Raw genomic sequence first — 23,376 nt, 5'->3', positions numbered from 1 at the left:
GAGACGGATCCTGAGTACGGCGGGACACGTGAAACCCCGTCGGAATCCGGCAGGACCATCTGCCAAGGCTAAATACTCCCTAGTGACCGATAGTGAAGCAGTACCGTGAGGGAAAGGTGAAAAGCACCCCGGAAGGGGAGTGAAATAGAACCTGAAACCGTGCGCTTACAAGAAGTCAGAGCCCTCTATATGGGTGATGGCGTGCCTTTTGTAGAATGAACCGGCGAGTTACGTTCACGTGCAAGGTTAAGTCGGAAAGACGGAGCCGCAGCGAAAGCGAGTCTGAATAGGGCGAATGAGTACGTGGTCGTAGACCCGAAACCGTGTGATCTACCCCTGTGCAGGGTGAAGGTGCGGTAACACGCACTGGAGGCCCGAACCCACGAATGTTGAAAAATTCGGGGATGACGTGGGGGTAGCGGAGAAATTCCAATCGAACTCGGAGATAGCTGGTTCTCCCCGAAATAGCTTTAGGGCTAGCCTCGGTATTGAGAGTCATGGAGGTAGAGCACTGATTGGGTGCGGGGCCCGCCAAGGGTTACCAAGTCCAGTCAAACTCCGAATGCCATCGACTTATAACCGGGAGTCAGACAGTGAGTGCTAAGATCCATTGTCAAGAGGGAAACAGCCCAGACCATCAGCTAAGGTCCCCAAGTGTGTGTTAAGTGGGAAAGGATGTGGAGTTGCAAAGACAACCAGGATGTTGGCTTAGAAGCAGCCACCATTTAAAGAGTGCGTAATAGCTCACTGGTCGAGTGACTCTGCGCCGAAAATGTAACGGGGCTAAACACACCACCGAAGCTATGGATTGCGACTTTGTCGCAGTGGTAGGGGAGCGTTGTATGTAGGTTGAAGTCAGACCGTAAGGACTGGTGGACAGCATACAAGTGAGAATGCCGGTATGAGTAACGAAAAGACAAGTGAGAATCTTGTCCGCCGAAAGCCTAAGGGTTCCTGAGGAAGGCTCGTCCGCTCAGGGTAAGTCGGGACCTAAGGCGAGGCCGAAAGGCGTAGTCGAAGGACAACAGGTTGATATTCCTGTACCACCGTAGCCGTTATGAGCAATGGAGTGACGCAGAAGGATAGTAACGCGAGCTGATGGAATAGCTCGTCCAAGCAGTGAGGCTGATGTGTAGGCAAATCCGCACATCGTAAGGCTGGGCTGTGATGGGGAGGGAAAATTACAGTACCGAAGGTTATGTGTTCCCGCTGCCAAGAAAAGCTTCTAGCCAGGTCAAGGTGCCCGTACCGCAAACCGACACAGGTAGGCGAGCAGAGCATGCTAAGGCGCGCGGAAGAACTCTCGTTAAGGAACTCGGCAAAATGACCCCGTAACTTCGGGAGAAGGGGTGCCTCGGTAGGGTGAATAGCCCGAGGGGGCCGCAGTGAAAAGGCCCAAGCGACTGTTTAGCAAAAACACAGGTCTGTGCGAAGCCGTAAGGCGAAGTATACGGGCTGACGCCTGCCCGGTGCTGGAAGGTTAAGGGGAGTGGTTAGGGGCAACCCGAAGCTATGAACCGAAGCCCCAGTAAACGGCGGCCGTAACTATAACGGTCCTAAGGTAGCGAAATTCCTTGTCAGGTAAATTCTGACCCGCACGAATGGCGTAACGACTTGGGCGCTGTCTCAACGAGAGATCCGGTGAAATTTTAATACCTGTGAAGATGCAGGTTACCCGCGACAAGACGGAAAGACCCCATGGAGCTTTACTGCAGCTTGATATTGGACTTTGGTACGATCTGTACAGGATAGGTGGGAGCCGTTGAAGCCTGAGCGCCAGCTTGGGTGGAGGCGCCGTTGGGATACCACCCTGATCGTATCGGAGTTCTAACCCGCCACCCTGAATCGGGTGGGGGGACCGTGTCAGGCGGGCAGTTTGACTGGGGCGGTCGCCTCCTAAAATGTAACGGAGGCGCCCAAAGGTTCCCTCAGAATGGTTGGAAATCATTCGAAGCGTGCAAAGGCATAAGGGAGCTTGACTGCGAGACCCACAAGTCGAGCAGGGACGAAAGTCGGGCTTAGTGATCCGGTGGTACCGAATGGAAGGGCCATCGCTCAACGGATAAAAGCTACCCTGGGGATAACAGGCTTATCTCCCCCAAGAGTCCACATCGACGGGGAGGTTTGGCACCTCGATGTCGGCTCATCGCATCCTGGGGCTGAAGTAGGTCCCAAGGGTTGGGCTGTTCGCCCATTAAAGCGGTACGCGAGCTGGGTTCAGAACGTCGTGAGACAGTTCGGTCCCTATCTGTCGTGGGCGTAGGAAATTTGAGAGGAGCTGTCCTTAGTACGAGAGGACCGGGATGGACGTACCGCTGGTGTACCAGTTGTTCCGCCAGGAGCACCGCTGGGTAGCCAAGTACGGACGGGATAAGCGCTGAAAGCATCTAAGCGTGAAGCCCCCCTCAAGATGAGATTTCCCAATTAGTAAGACCCCTGGAAGACGACCAGGTTGATAGGTTCGAGGTGGAAGTGCAGCAATGCATGCAGCTGACGAATACTAATCGGTCGAGGGCTTATCCTAACGTTTAAGTTCGCAAGAGCTTAGACAAACACAGCTAAAGTGTTGAGTTTCGTATCCAGTTTTCAGGGTGTAACATGCCTGAATATTCCCTGATAGCTCAGTTGGTAGAGCACTCGACTGTTAATCGAGTTGTCACAGGTTCGAGTCCTGTTCGGGGAGCCATTTCTGCTCTCATAGCTCAGTAGGTAGAGTGCATCCATGGTAAGGATGAGGTCACCGGTTCGATCCCGGTTGAGAGCTCCAGTTTTTAGGCCCGTTGGTCAAGGGGTTAAGACACCTCCCTTTCACGGAGGTAACAGGGGTTCGAATCCCCTACGGGTCACCATATTTCGGAGGCTTAGCTCAGCTGGGAGAGCATCTGCCTTACAAGCAGAGGGTCGGCGGTTCGATCCCGTCAGCCTCCACCACCTATTGGGGATTAGCCAAGCGGTAAGGCAACGGACTTTGACTCCGTCATGCCAAGGTTCGAATCCTTGATCCCCAGCCATTTTATTACGAGCCATTAGCTCAGTTGGTAGAGCACCTGACTTTTAATCAGGGTGTCGTAGGTTCGAGTCCTACATGGCTCACCATCTTTTTGGAAGATGGGATTATATCGCGCGCGTATGGCGGAATTGGCAGACGCACCAGACTTAGGATCTGGCGGGTGACCGTGGGGGTTCAAGTCCCTCTACGCGCATCAGGAAGAAGCTCTTGCATAGCAAGGGCTTTTTTGTTTTATCCCGTTGAAACTAAGCTGCTAGCGGCTGAATCTCATAGTGGACTTCAACTTCCTTGAATGGTGCATGGGGCAATGAGATATAAGCAATGAACTTGCAGATACAGACCATTAGATGGATTGGTTTTCTCAAGTGTATTGCCTCAATGACCAAGCGCCTGTTCAGGAGCTTGTCTGCATCTGAATGAACATTAATAGTCAGTTCAGTTGATCGTTTATTGTGCTAATAATAATTCAGCTAAACGGAAGAATAAGTGGCAAATGCGGATTAAACATTGACGAATCGATTGAGAATCGTTATCATAATAATTAATGAGAATACTTATCATTATCATTATGCAACTGTTCATATAAAGTGAATTTTATGCTTCACGTACGGGGACATTGAAGGGAGAAGATGCATGTGATTCGTTTAACGACATCGGGACTTAACATTGCTTATGAAGAACGTCTGATCGTTGAGGATTTGAACATTGCCATTCCACAAGGTAAAATTACGGCATTAGTTGGCGCGAACGGGTCGGGCAAATCGACGATCCTGAAGACGATGGCACGGATCATGTCGCCAGCCGCCGGCGCGGTCATGCTGGATGGCAAGTCGATTCATAAGCAATCGACCCGTGAGGTGGCGAAGCAGCTGGCGATCTTGCCTCAGAACCCGACGGCACCGGACGGACTTACCGTATCCGAACTCGTTTCGTATGGTCGTTTCCCGTACCAGAAAGGCTTTGGCTCGCTTTCGAAAGATGACCGGGCAATCATTAAGTGGGCCGTAGATGCGACACGCATGACGGAATTTGCCGATCGCCCGATTGATCAGCTATCGGGTGGTCAGCGCCAACGGGCCTGGATCGCGATGGCGCTTGCGCAGCAGACGGATATTCTGTTCCTTGATGAACCGACGACATTCCTGGACATGGCGCATCAGCTTGAAGTTTTGGAGTTGCTCCAAGAGCTTAATTCGACCGCTAACCGTACGATCGTCATGGTCGTCCATGACTTGAACCATGCTTCCCGTTATGCGCATCATATGATTGCGATCAAGAAGGGTAAGGTTGCAGGGGAAGGCTCGCCTGTTGAAGTGATGACGCCGGACATTTTGCGCGAGGTCTTCTCGATCGAAGCGGATATTTTGGTCGATCCTCGGAGTGGTGTTCCGCTTTGCTTACCTTATGCGCTGGCCGGTTCGAATGCTCCAATTCCACAAAAGAAACGAGCGGACGAAGCGGTCGTAATGCGTGCAGCTGTATCCGTCTAGCGTAAGCTTAACGGGAGGTTGACGATACCGCACAAGACTACCTGGTAACTTCTCCTCGAATCGTATATTGCTTCAAAGTGATACCGTGGCTGCAATTGCCTCGGTATCTTTTTATATTTAGGTGTTGCATTTCTCATCAGAAGGTGATATATTATTACTTGTCGCTGCGAAATATTGTGATGAATTAAGTATGCGGAAGTGGCTCAGCGGTAGAGCATCGCCTTGCCAAGGCGAGGGTCGCGGGTTCGATTCCCGTCTTCCGCTCCATAATACGCGCCCTTAGCTCAGCTGGATAGAGCGTTTGACTACGAATCAAAAGGTCAGGAGTTCGAATCTCTTAGGGCGCGCCATTTTATAACGGGATGTAGCTCAGCTTGGTAGAGCACCTGGTTTGGGACCAGGGGGTCGCATGTTCGAATCGTGTCATCCCGACCATCTTTAATCATTATTGCGGGTGTAGTTCAATGGTAGAACTCCAGCCTTCCAAGCTGGTAGCGTGGGTTCGATTCCCATCACCCGCTCCATACATAAATGTTAAAAGCCTTGGATTCTAAGGCTTTTTTTGCGTTTAAAAATAGTTGGGTACTCACAGGATCATTGGCAAACTTATCAGGGTGGAATACCCATAAAAAAGCTTCAACGGGCCATTATTTTGTAGTATGATGTAGAAAGTGAAAAATTGACTGCTGGGACATCCCTGACACTGCACAAGAAGCGGATTGCCGCAAGCCGTGCTTTCGCTCGTACAGGAAACCGTCACTGCCAAGGCAAATCCTGAGGAGGATCATCAATGTCGGAACAGGCCTCATCAACGTTAACGGCAAATCGGCCGCAATCGAACAACAACCTGCTGCGCCGAGATGTACGTTTTCTGGGGAATATTTTGGGTGATGTGCTCGTGCACCAAGGCGGGCGTGAATTACTCGATATCGTAGAGAAAATCCGCGAAATGAGCAAGGCGCTGCGCGCGGAGTTTATCCCGGAGCTTTTTGCAGAATTCAAGCAGGTCATCAATAATTTGAATCCGGAGATTCGTCACCAGGTGATCCGGGCGTTCGCGATTTATTTCCAATTGGTGAATATCGCAGAACAGAACCACCGGGTACGCCGGAAGCGCGACTATGAACGTTCTGCCGGAGAGACCGTTCAACCGGGCTCGATCGAGAGCGCGATTCAAGTGTTGAAGGAACAGGGGATCGCGATTGAAGACGTGAAGGCGATGCTCGGCGAAATTTCGCTGGAGCTCGTTATGACCGCGCATCCAACAGAAGCCACTCGCCGGGCGGTATTGGACATTCACCAGCGCATCGCGCACGATATGATGGAGCTGGATAACCCGTCCTTAACGTACCGCGAACGCGAGAAGCTGCGCGAGAAGCTGATGAACGAAGTGCTTACGCTGTGGCAGACCGACGAGCTGCGCGGCCGGAAGCCAACCGTCATTGACGAGGTTCGCAACGGCATGTACTTCTTCGACGAGACGCTGTTCGAAGTGCTTCCGAACGTATATGAAGAACTGGAACGCTGTCTGGCTAAGTATTATCCGGGCGAGAGCTGGCATGTGCCGACCTACCTGCGATTCGGATCCTGGATCGGCGGCGACCGCGACGGCAACCCTTCGGTTACGGCGAAGGTTACTTGGGAGACATTAACGCTTCAACGAGGTCTCGCACTAAAGAAGTACGAGGAGCTGCTTAAGAACCTGATGGGTCTGCTCAGCTTCAGTACCAATCTCGTCGAGGTTTCCGACGAACTTGTGGAGTCGATCAAACGCGACCGTGAAGTCGTGGAACTCCATAACGTCGATATTTGGCGCAACGACAATGAGCCGTATCGCATTAAGCTCGGCTATATGCTGGAGAAGCTTGCGAACACGCAATATAATGGCGCGAAGGAACAACGCTACAACAGCCCTGATGAGTTGAAGGCGGATCTGCTTATTATCGACAGCAGCTTGCGTCACCATTACGCGAACTATGTGGCGGATACGCATATTCGTAAAATTATACGTCAAGTGGAACTGTTTGGTTTCTATCTCGCGGCTCTCGACGTGCGTCAGCACAGCAAAGAGCACGAGAACGCGATGGCTGAGATTTTGAAGCATATGAGCATCGTTGACGATTATGCGGCGCTGGGCGAAGAAGAGAAGATCGAGCTGCTGTATAAGCTGCTGACTGATCCTAGGCCGCTTACGAGCCCGCATTTTGAATATAGCGAATCGACGCGCGAATGTCTGGATGTGTACCATACGATTTATCGCGCGCAGCAGGAGTTCGGCCGCAATTGCATCAACAGCTACCTGATCAGCATGACGCAGGGCGCGAGCGATATGCTCGAGGTGATGGTGTTCGCGAAGGAAGTCGGACTGTTCCGCATCGAGGCGGGCGGCAAGGTACGCAGTACGATCCAATCCGTGCCGTTGTTCGAGACGATCGACGATCTGCACGCGGCCCCGGGCATTATGGATACTTTGTTCAATTTGCCGGTCTACCGTCAAGCGGTAGAAGCGACGGGCAACCTGCATGAAATCATGCTCGGTTATTCGGATAGCAATAAAGACGGCGGAGCGGTAACGGCCAACTGGGAGCTGCGCGTCGCGCTCAATACGATTACGAACACCGCGAAGAAACACAACGTAAAGCTGAAGTTCTTCCACGGCCGCGGCGGCGCGCTTGGTCGCGGCGGCATGCCGCTGAACCGCAGTATTCTGGCGCAACCACCGCATACGATCGGCGGAGGCATTAAGATTACGGAGCAGGGCGAAGTGCTCTCTTCCCGTTACTCGATGCAAGGCATTGCTTACCGGAGTCTGGAGCAAGCGACATGGGCACTCATTACGGCAGCCCGTCTTGCGAAATATCCGGAGCAGCAGGTCGCCGACGTCGCGGAGTGGGATGAAATCTCCAAGGGCATTTCGGAAGCGGCGCAGACGAAATACCAGGATCTTATTTTCCGCGATCCGGATTTCATGACGTACTTCAAGGAATCGACCCCGCTGCCGGAAGTCGGCGAGCTGAATATCGGCTCCCGTCCTTCGAAGCGGAAGAACAGCGACCGATTCGAAGACCTGCGCGCTATCCCTTGGGTATTCGCATGGACGCAAAGCCGTTACTTGCTGCCAGCGTGGTATGCGGCGGGCACGGCGCTCGAAGGCTACGTGCAGGGCGATGTGGCTCGTCTCGATACGCTCCGTACGATGTACGCGAAATTCCCGTTCTTCACGTCGCTCATCGATAACCTGCAGATGGCACTCGCGAAGGCGGATCTCAATATCGCGAAAGAGTATGCGGGCATGATTAAGGACGATCAGGTTCGCGGACGGATATTCACGCTCATCGAGGAGGAATACGCGCGTACGTCGTCGCTTATTCTCGAGATAACCGGCCAGGCCGAAATTCTGGATAACGTTCCGGTTATTCAAGAATCGATCCGGCTGCGCAATCCTTACGTCGATCCGCTCAGCTACATGCAAGTTCAGCTGCTGACCGAGCTGCGGGCGCTTCGCGACAAAGGCGAAGATGACCCGGAATTGCTGCGCGAAGTGCTGCTTACGATTAACGGCATTGCTGCTGGGCTTCGGAATACGGGCTAATACGTAAATCATACCGATAGGCCGGGTGGCCGGACGGCAATAACGTCCGGCCACCCGGTTTTTTTAACACATAGGGAAGTATAAGTTGTACATCAATACAGCCCGCTATGTTTCTGCAATGAAACGCGCATCGCAGCAAAAGACACAGGCGTTTCGCCTAATTCTCGAGCGAAATCAAATAGGGGCGGTTACGCTGTTCAGCAGAGAAAACGTTCGGCAACGTGTTGCATTTTTAGTTCATATGGATTACCATTTTGCTGGATGGCATGTAAATGCCGAATCGGCCAAAGCCCGTGGGAGCTAGCCGGTTGTCATGGTAAGCCTCCCAGCCGGACCGGTGTTTTTCGCATCGTAAGGGTGGGGAATGGGCATTGCCGGACTGTCGCGACACGCACGTGAAGCGAAAGTCAGCATATGTGGAGGAGAAATGGTGAAATCACTGGAAGCGCGTCTAGCGCGATTGGCGTTAAAAGGCGATCAAAGCGCTTTTGCCGAGATCGTGAGTTTATATCAGGACAAATTGTATCACATGGCATACCGGATGCTGTACAACCGTCAGGAAGCAGAGGACGTCGTGCAGGATACGTTCCTTCGCGTATACAAAAATTTGGACCGGTACGACGACACGATGAAATTCTCGACGTGGATCTACCGGATCGCGACCAATCTGTGCATCGACCGTCTGCGCAAAAGGAAGCCAAGCTACTCGCTCGACGCGGAATCCTCCGAACACGAGGGGCTTGACGGCTATTCGATGATTCCGAGCGACAATCGGACGCCGGAGAGCGAGACGCTGCTATCTGAAACGCAGCGCATCATTCACCAGGCCATCGAGACCTTGCCGGCCAAGTATAAGAGCGTCATGGTGCTGCGTTATCTACAGGATATGTCGCTGCAAGAGATCGGCGACGTGCTGGATATGCCGGTGACGACGATCAAGACGCGCGTTCACCGGGGCCGGGAGTTTCTGCGCAAGAAGCTCGAGCATAAGCTGTAGAGAGTAAACTAAAAAACGAAACCGTCCCTGGCCAAGGTACGTATCGTATACAAGCAACACGATTGTAAATCGCTTCCGCGGTAAGGCCGCGGGTTTCATCTAAGACGAAGAAAGGAATGGCTGCTATGAACTGCAACGTCGCCATCGTATGGATGCATGATTATTTAGACGGCGAACTGCCCCGCGATGATATGGCGGCTTTGAAGACGCATCTCATTGCTTGCCCATCCTGCCGCTCGCGATTTGAACAGCTGCAGCAGACCGAAGCGATGGCTTTCGGAATGGTCGGATCCGGCATGGATGCGGTATTGGACGAGAAGCAATCCGCACTGCTTACCGAACGGATCATGAACCAGCTGCCGGCCAAACGGGCCGGAAAGCCGAACGCCTTCGCGGCATGGATCCGCAAGCACCCGGCCGTTACGGTCGCGGCGGTGTTCGCTTTCGTCATGCTGGGAAGTTTCACAACCATGTGGGAACAGAATACGCAGCTTTCGGTCAGCGGCACCGATCTGGCGCAAGTCGTCATCGAAGGCGATACGGTTACGATTCCGGAAGGGGCTCGCGTGAAAGGCGACCTGACGATCGAGAACGGCAAAGCGAACGTGCTCGGCGACGTGGACGGGAACGTCACGGTCATCGACGGACAGCTTTACCAGGCATCGACCGCACACATCGCGGGACAAACAAAAGAAATCGATCAGGCGTTGGACTGGTTCTGGTATAAAGTGACACAATCGATCAGCAAACTCGCGTACTGATCGGAGGCCTCCCTTTAAGGGAGGTTTTTTTGTAAAAATAAAGGATTTGCAACCCCGTTTCTAGAAGACAATAAAGTTAAGAATTCCAAAAACACGCTGATCGAAAACCAATGCAATCGGTCGTCCGGGGGTTGTCGCATGAGCTATTTTGCCGATTTGACATGGAATGAATGGATTAAGGATATAATCGACGTCGCCATCGTCAGTTACATTATTTATAAAATGATTCTGCTCGTCCGAGGCACGAAGGCAGTCCAGCTGTTGAAAGGGATCTTCGTGCTCGTCGGGACATGGGCGATCAGCACCTGGTTCAACCTGTACACGCTGAAGTGGCTGATGAACCAGATGTTCACCTTTGGCGTCGTCACCGTGCTGATTATTTTCCAGCCGGAATTGCGGCGCGCGCTCGAGCAGCTAGGACGCGGCAAATTGTTCAGCCGTACGTCGGTCGTGGAGCGGGATGTCAGCGACCGGATCAATGAAATCATCAAGGCGATTCAGTACTTGGCCAAGCGCAAGATCGGGGCCCTCATCGTCTTCGAACGGAGCACGGGCTTGAACGATTACATTGAATCCGGCATTCAGATGGAGTCGCGAACGAGCTCGGAGCTGCTCATTAACTTATTCATCCCGAACACGCCTTTGCATGACGGCGCGGTGATTATCCGGGGCAACCAGATCATGGCGGCTGGTTGTTATCTGCCGCTCTCGGAAAATCCGTTCATCAGCAAGGAGCTGGGGACGCGGCATCGCGCGGGTATCGGCATTACAGAAGTATGCGATGCCGTATCTGTCATCGTATCCGAGGAAACCGGACAAGTATCGCTCGCCGTAGGCGGCATGATCGTTCGCGACATTAAAGAAGAATCGCTCATCTCGAAGCTGTTCGAAGAGCTCAATCCGAACGTGAAGGATAAGCAGCCGCTGACGTCCAAAACGCCGTTCTGGCGGAAATGGAGAGGAGGCGGCCAAGATGGATAAGTGGCTCAGTCATCCGACCGCGATCAAGATCATTTCGCTCGTCATCGGGGTGCTGCTGTTCGCGGTCGTCCATTTCGATTCGGAGCGGTCGCCCAGCACGGTGGCCGAGCTAACGGCTTCGGAAGAGTATGATATTAACGTCGAATTTACCGGACTTGGCGAGAATTATGCGCTTCGCGGCATGGATCCGGCGACGGTGCGCGTCAAGCTGAGGGGGACTCGCCTTGATTTGATGGAAGCGTCGAGGGAGACGAAGGCCGTCATCGACTTGACGGGCATCGAAGCAGGCGTGCACGATATGCCCGTGACGATCACGAAACCGGGCACGGTGGAATTGACGAGCTTTACGCCGAGCCATGTATCGGTTCAAATCGAACCGCTCGTCACAAAGAGCTTCACGGTCGATCTGAAGACGGACGGCACGCCGGCGCAAGGCTACAAGACGGGCGTACCCGTTCTGACGCCGGGCGAGGTGTCGGTAACACTGCCCGAGGACCGGATGGACGAGGTTGGATTCGTCGGCATCGTCGTCTCGATTCAGGACGCGGACGAGAACATTAACGAGAAGAAATCGGCGATCGTGGTGCTCAACAAGGCGGGAGAGGAAATTACGGAGGCGGTCATCGAGCCGGAGACCGTGGAGGTTCAAATCCCCGTCTCGCTGCCGTCCAAGAGCGTGCCGATCTCGTTCGATTATACGGGAAGCGCTCCCGATGGGCTTGCCGTTGCCGCTGTCCAGGCGGAAGTTGAGCGCATTACCATCTATGGCCCTCAGGAGCAGCTGGACAAAATAAGCACTTATCCGTCCATTAACGTCGATCTCTCCAAGCAAGCCGAGACTGGCGAACTGGCCGTCACGATCCCGGTGGCCGAGGGCATTGCGGCGGTTGAGCCGACGAAGGTGAACGTGAGCGTTACGTACGCCACGACAGAAACGAAGATCATCCAGCAGGTGCCGGTCACGATCAGCGGGCTGGGCAGCGGACTGAAAGCGCAATTGTCAGGTGCGAATACTGTGGACGTTACGGTTAGGGGAGCGCCGAATGTATTGGCATCCCTCGGGGCCGCTAATGTGGAGCTCGTGGCGGATTTGACGGGGCTTGGCGTCGGTAATCATGCGGTGATGCTGCGAGCGGAGCTGCCGCGGTTCGTGTCGCTAGCCGGCAGTAGCGGGCAAGTCACGGTGGCGATTACCGACGGCACGGTCGAAGAGCCGTCGGTGAAGACCGGAGGCGAGGAGCCGTCTGCCAGTAATGGCGAGAATGGCAATGCCGGAGACGGGGCGACAGCGCCGAACGGGAGCGACAGCACGGTTCCGAATGCCGATGGAGATGGAGAAGCGGACGGCATGGTAAACAGCAGCGGAGACGCGGCCGATCCGAGCGAACCGATCGCGGATCAGCAAGGCGGATCGGAAGAAAGCGAATAGATGGGTGACAAATGACGATTCGCGTCGTATCATAACGAATACGCATTAGATTATTACTAACAAAGGGGTTAAACGGAAAAATGGGGAAATATTTCGGAACAGATGGGGTCCGCGGCGTCGCGAATCGAGAGCTGACACCGGAGCTGGCCTATAAAATCGGCCGCTGCGGCGGATACGTATTAGCGGGGCAAGCGGAGAAGCCGAAGGTAGTCATCGGTCTCGACACGCGGATTTCAGGCCCGATGCTGGAAGCTGCGCTGACGGCCGGTCTGCTGTCGATCGGCGCGAGCGTCATCCGTATCGGCGTCGTGTCGACGCCGGCGGTCGCGTATTTGACTCGCGTGCTTGGCGCGGATGCTGGCGTCATGATTTCGGCCTCCCACAATCCGGTTCAAGATAACGGCATTAAATTTTTCGGCGGCGACGGCTATAAGCTGTCCGACGAGACGGAGAACGAGATCGAGCGTCTCATGGACGCGGAAGTCGACGAGCTCCCTCGTCCAGAGGGCGGCGACATCGGAACGGTTACGGTCGATGAGCATGCGAAGCGACTGTACCTTGACTTCCTGAAAACGACGGTGACGCATTCGTTCGCGGGACTTAAAGTCGTGCTCGACTGCGCGAACGGCTCGGCATATTCGCTAGCGCCATCGGTGTTCCGCGAGCTTGGCGCGGAAGTTATCACGGTGGGCGCAGAGCCGAACGGCTTGAATATTAACGACGGCGTCGGCTCGACGCATCCGGAATATCTGCGCGAGGAAGTGCTGAAGCACGGGGCCGACCTGGGTCTCTCCTTCGACGGCGATGCAGACCGTTTGATTGCCATTGACGAGAACGGCGAAGAGGTCGACGGCGACTTCATCCTGTGTATCTGCGGCGACGCCATGAAGCGCGAAGGCAAGCTGAACCACGACACGGTCGTCACGACGGTCATGAGCAACATCGGCTTCTTCAAAGCGTCGGAGCGAATCGGCCTCAAGACGGCGCAAACGGCGGTCGGCGACCGTTACGTCATGGAAGAGATGCGCAAAGGCGGCTATAACCTGGGCGGCGAGCAATCCGGCCATGTCATCTTCCTGGACTACAATACGACCGGAGACGGCATTCTGACGGCGCTGCAGCTTGTCAACACGCTCGTGGGCGCCGGCCGCAAGCTGGGCGAAATGAAAACGCTCATGCGCAAATACCCGCAGGTGCTCGTAAACGTTCGCGTCGCGGACAAGAGCCAGTACAAGGACAACGCGGCGATCGCGGCGGCAATTGCCAAAGTCGAACAAGAACTGGGCGACAACGGACGCGTGCTCGTGCGCCCATCCGGAACGGAATCGCTCATTCGCGTCATGGCGGAAGGTCCCGAGAAGGACCAGGTAGAAGCGTACGTGGCGGCGATTGCCGACACGGTTCGCGCAGAGCTTGGCAGCGTATAGCGGCTGCTAACGCGTCCCAGAACCGCAAGACGACAATAGTGTCAGAACAGCGCCGCCGAGTAATCGGGTGGCGCTGTTCGCGTTGTGGGCGGACAGGGGAGCGGGAACTAGGTCAGCAGGGGCATTGTCGGTCGTGGCAAACTCGGGGGATGGCTCGTTTAGACGGGATGGCGGCGATTGGTCCAGGGCCTGGAGCTGAAAAACTAAAAAGCGATGAAACTGCCCATGAAACGAGCAGATGAACCACATCAGAAGCAGAAGAAAAGGGCATGTGGATGCGCCCAGAGGATCCTAGGACAGGAGACTGGGTCTCTATTCGCGGTAAGTGAATCTAGGTAATGGGCAGCATAATAGGGAGAATGAAGCAGCGGCCAGAGTGGTCTTTCGTAAGTTCTCGCATGAACGCAGGAACGGAAGCGGGAGAATACGAAGCAGCGAGGCAGTCGCGGACAACGCGAAGACAGGCAGGCGTACAGAACGTTGGTGATCTCATACGAGGGCATCCTCGCGAGTAAACCAGGGGTGGCAGCACGGCGTTATTTTGACAAAACAGACAAGGCCTGAAAATAATCGTGAAAATTAGCGGTTGCGTACGGGCATCAAAATGAATATGATAGGATATGTATTCCGGAAGGAAAGAGAGGGTAGGAGAAAAGTACCACCAAGCGCCAGAGCTCGCGCGAATGGTCGCCGCTGCTGCATGCAAGAGGATAGGCAGTCGGAAGACGTTCGGCAAGCTGACGAGGTGGAGGTGTTCGAAATTTTCGGCGGGGACCTCCCGGTTGTGCATTCCAACCGAAAGCGAATTTCGAAAACGAACGGGCGACCGGTCGCACAAAGAAATCGCGCGAATGATTCATAGGCAAGTAAACGCAGATTCGTTCGGCAACGGAGGCCGTCCGGGATCTGCATGGGTTGACCTTATTTATGTGAATGCTATGCATACCCGGCAGCAGCAAGCGACGAAAGGTTGTTTGTGTACTGTCCTGATTCGACTTGATTGCGCAGGCTTGTTTCGACAGCACGCCGCGCTTAGTTTCTTATTGTCTTTTTCCCGATTGCTTACGATGCCGTCCTGTTGCTTGCGGCTGGAGCAATACGGTTACTTGCGAGAACAGACATCATGTTAACGTTAGCTAACCTCATATGGCTTAGTCGCCGCATTGTGGCAGAAGCATCCGTAAGAAGCGGGCATTATCCCCTTATACGGAGGTCTATTTAATTATGTGTGGAATCGTAGGATATATCGGTAAACGCGAATCGCAGGACATTTTGATCGAAGGGCTGAAGAAGCTCGAATACCGTGGATACGACTCGGCCGGCATCGCCGTGTTCACGAACCAAGGTCTTGAAATTCGTAAATCCATTGGCCGTCTGGCGAACCTGGAGGAGAAACTCGAAGGGCAGCCGCTGCACGGATCGGTCGGCATCGGCCATACCCGTTGGGCGACGCACGGCAAGCCGTCGGACGCGAACTCCCATCCCCACACGGACAATTCGCAGAAATTCTCCGTCGTGCATAACGGCATTATCGAGAACTACATCGAGCTGAAAGAAGAGCTGATCGCGAAAGGACGCCGTTTCGTATCGGAGACGGACACGGAAGTCATTTCGCATCTGGTCGCGGAAGAATATGATGGCGATATCGTCAAAGCGGTACAGCGCGCGGTGAAACGGATGCGCGGCGCGTTCGCGCTCGGCGTCCTGACGGAATACGAGCCGGAGCGTCTCGTAGCAGTGCGGTTCGCAAGCCCGCTCGTCATCGGCGTCGGCGAAGGCGAGAATTTCATCGGTTCGGATATTCCGGCGATTCTTGAGCATACGCGCAACGTATACATTTTGAACGATGGCGAAATGGCGGTTCTGACGCAGAACGGCGTCGAACTGATGACGATCGAAGGCGAAATTATTTCCAAGGAAATATTCCATGTCGATTGGGATCTGGTGACGGCGGAAAAAGCCGGATACGATCATTTCATGTTGAAAGAAATCTACGAGCAGCCGAAAGCCTACCGCGATACGATGATGGGCCGGGTAAGCGAAGACGGCAAGTCGGTCGTCCTGAAGGAAATCGGCATGACGGCAGAGCAAATTAAGGCGATCCGCAAGGTTCACATCGTCGCTTGCGGCACCGCATTCCACGCCGGCTTGGTCGGTAAGACGATCATCGAGAACTTGGCTCGCATTCCGGTGGAGACGGACGTGGCATCGGAGTACCGCTACCGCTCGCCGATCATCACGCCGGATACGCTCGTCATCGTCGTCAGCCAATCGGGCGAGACGGCGGATACGCTGGCCGCGCTGCGCGAAGCAAAACGCAACGGCGCACGCGTGCTGGCCGTGACGAACGTCGTCGGCAGCTCGGTTGCCCGCGAAGCGGACGATGTCATCATCACGCAAGCCGGACCGGAAATCGCGGTTGCGTCGACGAAGGCTTATACGTCCCAGTTGATCGCATTTAGCTTGTTCGGTCTGTACCTGGCGGAAGTGCTGGGCACGAAGGACGGCGCATGGGTAGCGGAAGTGCTTGACGCCATGCATCGACTGCCGGAGCAGGTCGAAGCGATTCTGGCGCAGGCAAACGTACTGAAGCAAGTCGCGGAGTCGATCTCGAAGCACGACAACCTGTTCTTCATCGGCCGCGGCGTTGACTTCGCGGTCGCGCAGGAAGGTTCGTTGAAGCTCAAAGAGATCTCGTACATCCACTCCGAGGCGTATGCGGCAGGCGAGCTGAAGCACGGCACGCTGGCGCTGATCGAAGAAGGCATTCCGGTCATCGCGGTTATCACGCAAGAGGATCTGTACGAGAAAACACTCAGCAACATCAAAGAAGTGAAGGCTCGCGGCGCGCACGTGCTGGCGATCGTCAACGAAGGCATGGAGCATGAAGTGGCCAAATCGGTCGACGAGACGTTCGTGATTCCGAAGACGCTGCAAGTGCTGGCCCCGGCGCTGTCGGTTGTGCCGCTCCAGTTGATCGCGTACTACGCGTCGCTGGCAAGAGGCAACGACGTCGACAAGCCGCGCAACCTTGCGAAAAGCGTCACGGTCGAATAAGATAGCTTCCAATATGACGAAAAAAAAATGACTGATTACAATAAAGTATTGTTCTAAACAAAAAAGTGCTGTTCCAACACATTTTTTACAATAAAATGTTGTTCTAAACTCATTGCACCCTGAAGTCAGTCCCGATGATATCTCATCGGGACTTATTTTATTGAGGAGGCGAAGTATGAATACCATTGGGAATCGGATAAAAGCAGTTAGAAAAGCGATTGGATATAATCAAGTTGAGTTTGCGAATAAGATCGGTGTTTCTCAAGGAACACTCAGTGAACTTGAACAGGATAAATACAAACCCTCAACTGACACCGTAATTGCACTTAATGAGAACTTTAAGACCGACTTAAATTGGCTGCTTACTGGTACATCTGATGTTCTAGCTAACAAGATGAGTCTTGTTGAAAATAATGACATGAAATTTATTGAACATCTAAGAAAGTTAAAGAGGGAAGATCAAGATGACATTCTTACGTTTCTCGAAATAAAATTGAATCGGGCTAATAAACACTAATACGTTAATCAATAGTGTTCGGTGAATGCGTTAAATATTGTTTGTACTGAAAAATATGCATTGTAACTGATTAAAAGAAGTTTGTAACTGCAAAATAGAATATGTAACTACGGGGCTGTCCCATAAGTCATCATAGATGACGATTGGGACGGCCCCATTTCATTTTAGATCATGTTTGGTTACCAAATTCACTGTGCAGTCAAATGTTCTTCCTCTCGCTGTTGTTCGGGGATTCCTTGAATGAATAGGCTAAAGTGGGAATCCCCTCACAAAGGCGATCGCTGGCGCTTCTCCAGAATCATTTGACCTGCTCCGTTTTGGTTTAACCTTCAAAATTTTAAAAGCAAAAGAAGCCTCCCCCTTGTTAAAATGTAAGTGCGACCAAACACTAACAAAGGAGAGGCTTCTTTTGTACAAAGAATATACCGTGGACCAGCTGTCCTTGCCAATGGACTTGCAAGAAGATATCCCTCAAAACCATCTCGTCCGCATCATCAACGACGCCGTCAACCGTTTAAGTATGAACCTCTTCACCAAAGCTTACCCAGGCGGCGGCCGGGACAGCTATCACCCTAAGATGCTTATGAAAGTCATCATCTATGCGTACACACAGCGCATCTATTCCTCTCGGCAAATCGCCAATGCCGTGCGCGAGAATATCATGTTCATGTGGCTTGCCGCTAGACAGCGTCCAGATTTTCGTACCATTAATCGCTTCCGTTCCGAGCGAATGAAAGACGTGCTGGAGTCTGTTTTCACCACCGTTCTTCAGTTTCTCGCCGAAGAAAAGTACGTCAATTTGGAACACTACTTCGTTGATGGAACCAAGATCGAAGCCAACGCGAATCGGTACACGTTTGTCTGGGGCAAGGCCGTCGTCAAACATAAAATGAAGCTGCAAGAAAAAGTGCGAACCTTGCTCGTGACGATCGAAGAAGCTGAGAAGCAGGAGGAGGCTGCACTGAACGGCCTAGATCGCAGTGAGCTTGGAGAAGTCGCGGGCATTACAAGCGAAAAGCTGGACCAAGCAGTTAAACAGCTTGAGGCCAAACTGGACAAAAAACCGAAGGACAAGCCGCTGAAGAAGGCCGTCCGCCTTGTTCGGAAAGACTACTTGCTGCCGCGCCTTCAAAAATACGAAGAGCAGCAACAAATTCTCGGAACACGAAACAGTTACTCCAAGACGGACCACGACGCGACGTTCATGCGCATGAAGGAAGACCACATGCGGAATGGCCAGCTGAAACCAGGATATAACGTGCAGATCGGAACGGAAAATCAATTCATCATCGGATATAGTCTTCATCAACGACCAACCAACACGCGTTGCTTGAAGCCGCATTTGGAAAAAGTGAAAACTGCACTTGGCCAATTGCCAGGAACCACCATCGCCGATGCGGGGTATGGCAGCGAAGAGAATTACGCCTATCTGAATGAAGAAGCATGTAACGCGGTTGTTAAATACAGCACGTATCACAAAGAAAACAGCAAATCCTGGAAAACAGATATCAGTAAAATAGACAACTGGACATACGACGAAAAAAGCGACGCCTGGACCTGTGCAGCTGGCCAAAAACTTGTCTTGCGCTACGAAAGCATAACGACGACAGAAAGCGGTTTTGAGATTCAAACTCGTCATTATCGGAGTTTAACATGCGACGGCTGTCCACTGAAGCCAAAATGTACAAAGGCAAAAGGAGATCGTGAAATACAAGTCAGCATGAACTACCTACATATGAAACGGCGAGCCCGAGAACAACTAAAAAGCGAAGAAGGCTATGCCCTGTCAGTTCGGCGCATGCATGAACCTGAGAGTGTGTTTGAGCAAATCAAAAACAACCGAGGATTTCGAAGGTTCCTGCTTCGAGGCTTGCCAAAAGTGAGCCTGGAGGTCGGGTGGCTTTCGCTTGCCCATAATCTGCTGAAGAAAGCAGCAACAGATAAAATAGCAAAAGTGACCGTGCAGGTTTAGGACCCGCTCGGTCACTTTTTTGTTCAAATCGAGCTTTTTAAGGGTCACAAGAGTGAAATTGAACCCTTTTGGGACAGCCTCTTTTTTGTATCATATGACAGTTTATAAGCCTTTCTGAGGGGATTAACATCTAAGCATGGTATAGGTGTGTGTTAATCCTCATTAATGTATTTCTAAGCCTTACAGAGCGCTAAAAGGTCTTTTCAGTTGAATGCCTTAGTTCAAAACAAAGAAAAGTCACCAAATAAGACAAGGCGCAAGTAATCTATGAATTAAGATAGAGTTTCCTGCACTACTAAAGCTTGCAGAAATCCCTCGTAGTACGTTTTATTACTGGACACGAAAGTTAAATAGTCATCACTAAAGCAACTGGTCCAGTCCATTTATGATGAGCATGAAGGCCCGCTATGGCTATCGTCGTATTCGTGATGAATTGTTTAATCAGGGACATCGAGTTAATCACAAAAAGGTGCAGCGTTTGATGAAGGAACTAGGGTTAAAATCCGTGGTTCGTATGAGGAAATATCGTTCCTATAAAGGCACCGTAGGCAGGATTGTCCCTAACGTACTAGATCGCCATTTTATAGCCGAGAAGACGAATCAGAAGTGGGAATAACAAACGGATTAAGACAAAATTAAAAGGTATGAGTCCGATACAATACCGGACTCATACCTTACGAGTAGCTTAACGAAAGTGTCTAACAATTGGGGGTCAGTTCAGCAACGATCGGCTGCTTTTCTTGTTACGCTTACGTAGGATAATACACTTATTAAACGGGCAAACTTTGTTTAAATCAACCAAGGATGGGGTTTATTTGCACATTGCATTAACAATAATGGGCTCTAATTGCAGCATGGAAATGGGCTAATTGGGGACGGTGGTGGGAGTTTCTTCCTACAATATACTACATGGTTAGCATGAGTTTGCTATATCAATACATTGCTCATTCTACGCATCATCTTTGGCATCATGAGCGAAATATCCCCAACGAACTCGTAACAGATAATTTACACAGCTTTATCGTTTTCCCATTTACTATTATGCTTTTTCTGTCCAACTATCCAATTAAGAAGGTCGCCATAGTCGGCGACTCTTATTAAAATGGATATTTATCTATTCATCATTAGAATGGATTGGCAAAGCAAATGGTTTTATGACTTACCATTATGGTTGGTCTTGGCCTTTGTCGGTGTTGTTTAACTGCATGATGTTCCCTATGATTCGCCTACATCATTTGCGACCACTCTATGCAATAGCGATATCTTCTATCATAATATTCAAGCTGTTGATGATTTTCTATTTTTAGATCATTTGCCGTTAAGCTAAACATTCCTGTAGAGCTTAAGGTATGAGCTTTATAAAAAAGGGAGCGCCTCCGGTATGATGGGTTTGTCCACAACACATCAAGGAGATGCTCTTACTATGAAGTTTAAGCAATCAGGCGCTCAAAATCAACGAATTGAACGAATTACCACCTCGTATCTCGTTGTTGGGATCGACATGGCCAAAGAAATACATGTGGCACAGGCTATGAATTTTCGAGGTATTGTCATCTCAAAACGGCATCTCTCCTTTTCGAATTCCATCGAAGGGTTTGAAAAACTAAATCGGTGAATGACCGAATTACTGCAATAATATCAACTAAAGAAGCTCATTATCGGCATGGAGCCAACCGGTCATTACTGGTTTAATCTAGCCAATTGGTTATCAGATAAGGGACTACACGTGGTAATGGTAAACCCTTCGACGACGAAGCGAAATAAAGAAAATCGAGATAACAGTCCATCAAAGAACGATCCAAAAGATGCGCTTGTCATCGCAGACTCCGTAAGTCGCGGCCTTCTACTATGATTACACGCATCAATCGCAGGTGTTTCAGCGGTTGCGGACCATCATGAGTGACCGAGAGTCCTGGATCACGAATAGTGTTGGTCTGCAGAATCGAATCGTACGATGCCGGACATTCGTTTCCCTGAGTATCCGTCTGTGTTCAAAGATTGGACCTGTAAGAGATGATTGGCGACCCTAAAGACATTCCCGTGCCCAAAAGATTTAGAGAGCTATACAGCATCGGATGTAATCCAGGCATGGCGAGTTCATATGCAGCGCGTTGGAGGTTTTACCGGTATAGAGAAGGCCGCACAGCTCTTGCCCCGGGCGAAACGCAGTGTCGGGGAGCCAACCGCTGCAGAAGAAGCAAAGGCAGATTTAAAGCGTCTCATAGAAGAATACGAACGCATTACCAACATGCTTTAAGAGATGGAGAGGACATCGAAGCAATGCTCTCTGAGATTTCGATGGCACAACAGCTTTGTACGAATAAGGGGCTTGGGAAGATCTTCACAGCGGAAGTATTAGCTGGTACTGGCGATTTAAGACAGTATGTGCACGGACGCCAAGTATTACGGAACATCCTCCGAACAAGCAACGACAGCCATTTGTCCGCTCCATACAGCATCCAGCCTGCAAGTGTCTGCCTAGACAGTACAAGACCCAACCGCGCAAACTGCTGCTCATGCCGGTACAGCGGCTGGCTGTACACATACTTCTGGCTCATGACGTACGCTATGCTAGACGGCGAAGCTAGGCTGCCCGGATAAACTGGCTTTGGCATCGGTGCGGTTACGATCGGCGTGCGAATTTCTTCCCGCTCGCAATGACGGCAAGCGTAGACCTTACGCACATGACGAGTGACCTTCACCTCAGGCGGGATGATCGTTATTTCGTTGTGTGTCTCGGTGCTCATTTCGTGAAGTGCACCACCACAGCACGTACAGTCCTGCTCGGAAACGAGCAATCATTATGAATGGTTTCAACGGGAAACGGATCTAGCTTCGCTTCGTGGCCGCCCGGTTTCTTCCGGATGTACGTGACCGATTCGAACGGCGTTTCTTCATTAACAGCAGGCGCCAGCGTCACGGCTTCATTGAACAGGTTCAGCTCCAGTTGGTCGGGATGTATCTTCTCGCACCGAGAAGAGATGGACAGGGTGGTCTCGTTTGATGAAGGCCACTGAAAAGTTCCCCGTTCAATGCGACGGTAGAAAACCCAAAAGCCGTTATGCTCCCAGCAGAGGATTTTGAGCTTGTTGCGCTGGCGGTTGCAGAACACAAACAAACACGGTGGAAATGGATCAAGGCCAAAGCTGGTCTGAACCAGTGCATCAAGGCCATCGATCGATTTGCGTGGTTTGGTCGCACCACAAGCGAGATAGACGCGATGGGCAGAAGAAAGGCTCAGCATGACGAGGTTTCTTCCAACAGACGAATGACGTCAAATACAGGTTGGACGTCGATACAGCATTTCCTGACACGAACGACAAGAGAAGGTTGCGGCCATCGTCATTCCGCTAGAGCGGAACTCGGTGATACGCTCGGCCCATTGCTAGCAGAGTTGTTCTTTCGTGGACATAGAGGCAGCCTCCTCGATTGGATTGCCTCTATATTCTCATATATGGAGTCACCGTTGAAGGTGTGGTGGATTTGACGCTTACGTCTCTAGTTATTGTGATGGCTTAATATGCAACGCATCGGAAATTTTTAACCGTATGTAAGAGGATATCCTTGCTTGCTCCTGTCTCGATAGAATCGGCACTCTTTATAGGTGAGCTTTATCTCTTCGATACACTTTCTTTTTTATGATAGAACGCTTTCCGTTGTTGTCAAATGAAGTGTGCTCCTCTTCGCTAAGATGGAAAGTATCTAAATTATGACCAGCTATTTTGTTACCTCGCAGCAACAGCTCAATTGGTTTGCTAAACAACTTGATGCGATAATCCAAGGCCAAAAGGGAAATTAGCCAGTAAACGATTATACAAACTGAAACCGTAATTATGTTCGGGAGTGATTTTGTCAAACTATACGATGTGATATTAGCTAAGATCGCTCCCGCTATTATTGCGTACACAAATTTAAGTATAGTCATATTTGTAATCAATGGATTACCAATGGATTTCGAAATTATCAATAACAGCACGAAAACAATAATGCATCTGACTAAGATCATTAAATACTCGTACATCTCGACCTCCAATAAATGACGTTGAGATATAGCGTATCCTTTTTTCCATATTGTATTCATTTTGTTTCCAATTTTTAATTGCCCCAATGAAGAGATCAGTTATTTTTTGAGTTGGGGATAGC

Annotated in this window: 13 protein-coding genes, 11 tRNA genes, 1 rRNA gene and 3 pseudogenes (1 of these 28 running past the window's edge); 26 read left to right on the top strand and 2 right to left on the bottom strand. The window is 51.5% G+C overall.

Annotation, left to right across the window (positions count from 1 at the left end):
- The 26 genes and pseudogenes from ACFSKT_RS27240 to ACFSKT_RS27115 all read left to right on the top strand — a co-directional run.
- A 23S ribosomal RNA gene (locus ACFSKT_RS27240) occupies positions 1–2,524 on the top strand (it extends 405 nt beyond the left edge of the window).
- A gap of 86 nt (positions 2,525–2,610) precedes the next feature.
- Positions 2,611–2,686, top strand: a tRNA-Asn gene (locus tag ACFSKT_RS27235).
- A 5-nt stretch (positions 2,687–2,691) separates the two neighbouring features.
- Positions 2,692–2,767 (top strand) — tRNA-Thr (locus tag ACFSKT_RS27230).
- 7 nt (positions 2,768–2,774) lie between these two features.
- A tRNA-Glu gene (locus ACFSKT_RS27225) sits at positions 2,775–2,849 on the top strand.
- A 6-nt stretch (positions 2,850–2,855) separates the two neighbouring features.
- Positions 2,856–2,931, top strand: a tRNA-Val gene (locus tag ACFSKT_RS27220).
- 5 nt (positions 2,932–2,936) lie between these two features.
- Positions 2,937–3,011, top strand: a tRNA-Gln gene (locus ACFSKT_RS27215).
- A 9-nt stretch (positions 3,012–3,020) separates the two neighbouring features.
- Positions 3,021–3,096 (top strand) — tRNA-Lys (locus tag ACFSKT_RS27210).
- A 27-nt stretch (positions 3,097–3,123) separates the two neighbouring features.
- Positions 3,124–3,203, top strand: a tRNA-Leu gene (locus ACFSKT_RS27205).
- A gap of 442 nt (positions 3,204–3,645) precedes the next feature.
- Positions 3,646–4,500: an ABC transporter ATP-binding protein gene (locus ACFSKT_RS27200; protein ID WP_377720691.1), complete on the top strand. Its 855-nt coding sequence runs from the start codon at positions 3,646–3,648 to the stop codon at positions 4,498–4,500.
- A gap of 192 nt (positions 4,501–4,692) precedes the next feature.
- Positions 4,693–4,767: transfer RNA gene (locus ACFSKT_RS27195), tRNA-Gly, on the top strand.
- Positions 4,768–4,773: 6 nt separating this feature from the next.
- A tRNA-Arg gene (locus ACFSKT_RS27190) sits at positions 4,774–4,850 on the top strand.
- Positions 4,851–4,858: 8 nt separating this feature from the next.
- Positions 4,859–4,935, top strand: a tRNA-Pro gene (locus ACFSKT_RS27185).
- Positions 4,936–4,950: 15 nt separating this feature from the next.
- Positions 4,951–5,024: transfer RNA gene (locus ACFSKT_RS27180), tRNA-Gly, on the top strand.
- 266 nt (positions 5,025–5,290) lie between these two features.
- Entirely contained in the window at positions 5,291–8,092 is a 2,802-nt protein-coding gene (ppc, locus tag ACFSKT_RS27175; protein WP_377720692.1) for a phosphoenolpyruvate carboxylase, read from the top strand.
- A gap of 427 nt (positions 8,093–8,519) precedes the next feature.
- On the top strand, positions 8,520–9,089 hold the full coding sequence (sigW, locus tag ACFSKT_RS27170; RefSeq protein ID WP_148933733.1) for an RNA polymerase sigma factor SigW: 570 nt from the start codon (positions 8,520–8,522) through the stop codon (positions 9,087–9,089).
- Between the two features lie 125 nt (positions 9,090–9,214).
- Positions 9,215–9,850, top strand: a complete 636-nt coding sequence (locus ACFSKT_RS27165; protein WP_377720693.1) for a zf-HC2 domain-containing protein — start codon at positions 9,215–9,217, stop codon at positions 9,848–9,850.
- Between the two features lie 138 nt (positions 9,851–9,988).
- Positions 9,989–10,831, top strand: coding sequence for a diadenylate cyclase CdaA (gene cdaA, locus ACFSKT_RS27160; protein WP_377720694.1), 843 nt, complete (start codon positions 9,989–9,991; stop codon positions 10,829–10,831).
- The gene (locus ACFSKT_RS27155; RefSeq protein WP_377720695.1) at positions 10,824–12,260 is read left to right on the top strand and encodes a CdaR family protein; all 1,437 of its coding nucleotides are present in this window, start codon (positions 10,824–10,826) and stop codon (positions 12,258–12,260) included. The genes cdaA and ACFSKT_RS27155 overlap by 8 nt, the downstream gene beginning before the upstream one ends.
- 80 nt (positions 12,261–12,340) lie before the next feature.
- A complete protein-coding gene (glmM, locus tag ACFSKT_RS27150; RefSeq protein WP_377720696.1) occupies positions 12,341–13,687 on the top strand; it encodes a phosphoglucosamine mutase in 1,347 nt (448 codons plus the stop codon).
- 1,224 nt (positions 13,688–14,911) lie between these two features.
- Positions 14,912–16,744 carry a glutamine--fructose-6-phosphate transaminase (isomerizing) gene (gene glmS / locus ACFSKT_RS27145; protein ID WP_377720697.1) on the top strand — a complete coding sequence of 611 codons (1,833 nt, stop codon included), beginning with the start codon at positions 14,912–14,914 and terminating at the stop codon, positions 16,742–16,744.
- 175 nt (positions 16,745–16,919) lie between these two features.
- On the top strand, positions 16,920–17,261 hold the full coding sequence (locus tag ACFSKT_RS27140) for a helix-turn-helix domain-containing protein (protein ID WP_377720698.1): 342 nt from the start codon (positions 16,920–16,922) through the stop codon (positions 17,259–17,261).
- 409 nt (positions 17,262–17,670) lie between these two features.
- Positions 17,671–19,233, top strand: a complete 1,563-nt coding sequence (locus ACFSKT_RS27135) for an IS1182 family transposase (protein WP_377720699.1) — start codon at positions 17,671–17,673, stop codon at positions 19,231–19,233.
- Between the two features lie 206 nt (positions 19,234–19,439).
- Positions 19,440–19,843 (top strand): annotated as a pseudogene (locus ACFSKT_RS27130) (IS3 family transposase); the annotation flags it as partial.
- A complete protein-coding gene (locus tag ACFSKT_RS27125; RefSeq protein ID WP_377720843.1) occupies positions 19,833–19,922 on the top strand; it encodes an IS3 family transposase in 90 nt (29 codons plus the stop codon). The pseudogene ACFSKT_RS27130 and the gene ACFSKT_RS27125, both read left to right, overlap by 11 nt.
- 734 nt (positions 19,923–20,656) lie before the next feature.
- Positions 20,657–20,848, top strand: coding sequence for a hypothetical protein (locus ACFSKT_RS27120; protein WP_377720700.1), 192 nt, complete (start codon positions 20,657–20,659; stop codon positions 20,846–20,848).
- A 48-nt stretch (positions 20,849–20,896) separates the two neighbouring features.
- The gene (locus tag ACFSKT_RS27115; protein WP_377720701.1) at positions 20,897–21,085 is read left to right on the top strand and encodes an IS110 family transposase; all 189 of its coding nucleotides are present in this window, start codon (positions 20,897–20,899) and stop codon (positions 21,083–21,085) included.
- A gap of 559 nt (positions 21,086–21,644) precedes the next feature.
- Here ACFSKT_RS27115 and ACFSKT_RS32685 read toward each other — a convergent pair.
- Together ACFSKT_RS32685 and tnpB are read right to left on the bottom strand one after the other, a co-directional pair.
- A pseudogene (locus tag ACFSKT_RS32685) lies at positions 21,645–22,201 on the bottom strand (transposase); the annotation flags it as partial.
- Positions 22,202–22,267: 66 nt separating this feature from the next.
- A pseudogene (gene tnpB, locus ACFSKT_RS32680) lies at positions 22,268–22,477 on the bottom strand (IS66 family insertion sequence element accessory protein TnpB); the annotation flags it as partial.
- Positions 22,478–23,376: the final 899 nt, after the last annotated feature.

The sequence above is a fragment of the Paenibacillus xanthanilyticus genome, from assembly GCF_042682185.1.
Classification (GTDB): Bacteria; Bacillota; Bacilli; order Paenibacillales; family Paenibacillaceae; genus Paenibacillus_Z; species Paenibacillus_Z xanthanilyticus.
Note: the sequence above shows the minus strand (reverse complement) of the source record. Positions and strands in the feature narration are given on the sequence as shown.